The organism is Microaerobacter geothermalis (assembly GCF_021608135.1).
In the GTDB taxonomy this organism is placed as follows: domain Bacteria; phylum Bacillota; class Bacilli; order DSM-22679; family DSM-22679; genus Microaerobacter; species Microaerobacter geothermalis.
The window spans coordinates 1-2393 of record NZ_JAKIHL010000076.1 but is presented as its reverse complement, the minus strand read 5'-3'; the positions used below and the strand labels follow the sequence as shown (position 1 = coordinate 2393).

At 42.0% G+C, this 2393-nt stretch carries 2 protein-coding genes; both read right to left on the bottom strand.

The features are described from left to right. Nucleotides 1-358: 358 nt before the first annotated feature. Nucleotides 359-628 (bottom strand): glutaredoxin family protein, encoded by a 270-nt coding sequence (locus L1765_RS15790; RefSeq protein WP_236408430.1) that lies wholly within the window; start codon nt 626-628, stop codon nt 359-361. 62 nt (nt 629-690) lie between these two features. Next, nucleotides 691-2070 (bottom strand): RNA polymerase factor sigma-54, encoded by a 1380-nt coding sequence (gene rpoN, locus L1765_RS15785; RefSeq protein WP_236408429.1) that lies wholly within the window; start codon nt 2068-2070, stop codon nt 691-693. Nucleotides 2071-2393: the final 323 nt, after the last annotated feature.

Below are 2393 nucleotides of genomic sequence, written 5' to 3'. Positions count from 1 at the left end.
GATCAGAGACAAACAGTAATTTGATATTCGTGCTCGCAGCAACAGGAATTTGTGCTCAATGATCGATGCTGTCCGTTTAGTTCGCGGGGTCTGATATTGCTACCACCATAAAGATTTACGACTTACCATTCCCCTGTTCAATTTCCATTATGAGAAGATGACGATGATACAGTAACTAGGTAACTACTGGATGGAATTATTTTCATGAGAATTTGTGACCCTGCGGGTCATGTAAGTTTAGTAAGGTTTTTAAAAAGTATGAAGGGTTAACTCCAAACGATTATCGAATTAGTAAAAAAATGAATAAAAATGAAATCAAAAATAAAGAGTAGGGAACATCCTACTCTCATTCTAATTTTTAACGACAAAGATCTCCCGATCTTATTCTCCCATCCAATTCCCTTCTTAACCATAATTCTGCCATTTTCGAAACAAAAACTTCTTCCCCGTCTATATGAATGACTGGAATCACATCGGTATATTTGGCTTCGATTTCTGGGTCAGTGGTGATATCAAACAACTCCAATTGGATGGGGTAATCCTGGGCTACTTTTTCCACGATGGCTTTTGCTTTATCACATAAACTGCAGCCTTTTCTGGTATAAATCGTAATGTGAAATGGCTTCATAGGATCGATGGTCTCCTCTCATTTATCATATTCAACTCCATTTATAAATATCTATCCCCAAATTAATAGCGCTTTCTTTTGGCTGAAGAAGGGATGTTCATTTCCTCCCTGTACTTTGACACGGTTCTTCTGGAGATTTCAATTCCCTCTTCTGCAAGCAAATCGGCAAGCTTTTGGTCAGACAAGGGTCTGCTCTTATCTTCATGATCAATCAATTGCTTTATTCTTAATTGAACGGTCTTTGCGGATGCTGCCCCTCCTGAGGCAGTAGAAAGACCTGAGTTAAAGAAAAATTTTAGCTCAAATACTCCCCGGGGGGTTTGGGCATATTTATGGCTGGTGGCCCGGCTAATGGTCGACTCATGAAGTCCTACTTTTTCCGCTACTTCCTTTAGTGTCAATGGCTTTAGCCGGGATATTCCATATTCCAAAAAATCCCTTTGAGCCTCTACAATGGCTTCCGTCACCCTTAGCAGAGTGAGTCTCCTTTGTTCCATGCTCTTTAACAGCCACATGGCTGACTGCAGTTTCTCATGGATATATTTTTTCGCCTCTTGATGCTGGGACTGGGAAGAACGGAGCATTCTCTCGTAATAACTATTGATGGACAGCCTTGGGGTGATTCCATCATTGACAAGCACCACGTAGTTCCCTTCAACCTTTTCAATATAAACATCCGGAACAATATAACGCGGCGGTTCAGCATGATACATATCCCCGGGTCTTGGATTTAATGTTCGGATAAAGTCCGCGATGCTTTGGACTTCCCTCTCCGACACACCCAGCTCTCCGGCAATTTTCTGGATGCGGTGGGCTGCCAAATCATCCAGATACTTTTCGATCACCCTTTCCGTTAAAGAATCCTCTATTTGCAAATGATCCAACTGAATCAGCAGGCATTCCTTCAAGGATCTGGCTCCCACTCCGCTGGGTTCAAAGCTTTGAACGAGATATAGGGCTTCTTCAGCCTTTTCTAAAGGAACCTGGCACTTCTCTGCAATCTGATCAAGGGATATATCCAGATATCCCCGTTCATCCAGATTTCCTATAATAAACATAGCCACTTGCTTCATCTCATCGGCTACTTCCGTATATCTTACCTGCTCTTCAAGAACACTTTGAAGGGAAGAGTCCTTTGATGCAATAAAATCAAAGGGGCTTGGCTTCTCTTCACCACTTCTGACCACACCTTCAGACCAATGATGGGAAAAATACTCTTCCCAATCCATATCTGGTTTTTGAGCGTCTGAAACAGGAGCTTCCTGTTCCCCTTTCTCTTCGTTATCCTTTAGCTCAATCAACGGATTCTCTTTCATCTGTTCCTGCAGAAATTCCAACAAATCCAAGGCAGAGTACTGAAGAATGGTAATGGCCTGCCGCAGTTCAGGTGTGATGATCAATTTTTGTACTTGCTGTTGAAACAACCCAAAGCCCATGTCCATTTCCAGTCACCCCTCTCTCCATTCTTTCATTCTATTATACTCGACATGATCAAAATTGAGAAATTGATTGCAAGTCTAATATGTTTGCATCTTACGGTAATTTCTTCTATCCCTGTCAAGCGTCAGTGAAAATGTCATATTAAAACGTCAGTGATTCTGTCACTTTTTTAGATGTTCTTCATCCCTTGAGGGATGCTAGCTTGTATCGCTCATTTCATCAAGGGTAAAGGCAAAGCCCTCGCTGTCGCTCGCCCTTGATTTCATTCACGATACAAGCTATTAGGGCCATTAAGGGATGAAGGATGACCTATCTGTTGTAACAG

Excerpts from the sequence above, each read along its gene's own strand:
- L1765_RS15790 (WP_236408430.1), bottom strand. The coding sequence starts at position 628 with ATGAAGCCATTTCACATTACGATTTATACCAGAAAAGGCTGCAGTTTA.
- rpoN (WP_236408429.1), bottom strand. The coding sequence starts at position 2,070 with ATGGACATGGGCTTTGGGTTGTTTCAACAGCAAGTACAAAAATTGATC.